Origin of the sequence: Kitasatospora griseola (assembly GCF_014648555.1) — a bacterium.
Lineage (GTDB): Bacteria > Actinomycetota > Actinomycetes > Streptomycetales > Streptomycetaceae > Kitasatospora > Kitasatospora griseola.
Map to the genome: position 1 here is coordinate 4,219 of NZ_BMRI01000064.1, position 1,097 is coordinate 5,315.

General features: G+C 72.9%; 1 protein-coding gene. It reads right to left on the reverse strand.

From position 1 onward, the window contains the following. Nucleotides 1-1,097: acyltransferase domain-containing protein (locus IEZ12_RS36265; RefSeq protein ID WP_189278534.1), on the reverse strand; the 1,097-nt coding region annotated here is incomplete at both ends.

A 1,097-nucleotide genomic window follows, 5' to 3' on the forward strand; every position in this document is an offset into this window, starting at 1 on the left:
ACCCTGCGAATGCCCGACGACCGCGTCGGGCTCCACACCGTGCGCGCGCCACAGTGCGGCCAGCGCCACCATGACGGCAAAAAGGGCGGGCTGCACCACGTCGACCCGGTCCAGCGAACCGCCGCCGGTCAGCACCTCCACCAACGACCAATCGGTGTACGGCGCAAGCGCCGCATCACACGCATCGATCGCATCCCGGAACACCGGCTCCGAGCCGTACAACTCCCCACCCATACCGACCCACTGCGCACCCTGCCCCGGGAACACGAACACCGACCGACCCAACGGCCGGGCAATCCCAGTGACCAGACCCGGCACCGTGCCACCCGCAGCCAGAGCGTCCACAGCCTCCGCACCGCTCAGCACCGCACGGTGCTCGAAACGCGACCGCCCGGCCAACGCCCGACCCACCGCAACCGCGCCGACTCCCGGATGCTCGGCCAGGAACGCCCCCAGCCGGCGCGCCTGGTCCCGCAGCGCCACCTCCGACTTCCCCGACAACATCCACGGCACCGCCCCGCCCGCGGACCCCGCCGAAACCCGGACCGGCTCTTCATCGGCGGCCTCGATCACCACGTGCGCGTTGGTGCCGCTGATGCCGAACGCCGACACGCCGGCCCGGCGGGGACGCCCCGTCTCCGGCCACGGCCGGGCCTCGGTCAGCAGCGAGACCCGGCCCGCCGACCAGTCGACGTGCGAGGTCGGCGCGTCCACGTGGAGGGTCCGCGGCAACTGCCCGTGCCGCATCGCCATGACCATCTTGATCACACCGGCCACACCGGCCGCGGCCTGGGTGTGCCCGATGTTGGACTTCACCGAGCCCAGCCACAACGGCTCGTCCCGCCCCTGACCGTAGGTCGCCAGGAGTGCCTGGGCCTCGATGGGGTCGCCGAGGGTGGTCCCGGTGCCGTGGGCCTCCGCCGCGTCCACGTCCGACGTCGACAGTCCGGCATTCGCCAGCGCCTGCCGGATCACCCGCTCCTGCGACGGCCCGTTCGGCGCCGCGAGCCCGTTGGACGCGCCGTCCTGGTTCACCGCCGAACCCCGCACCACCGCCAGCACCCGGTGACCGTTGCGGCGCGCGTCCGACAGACGCT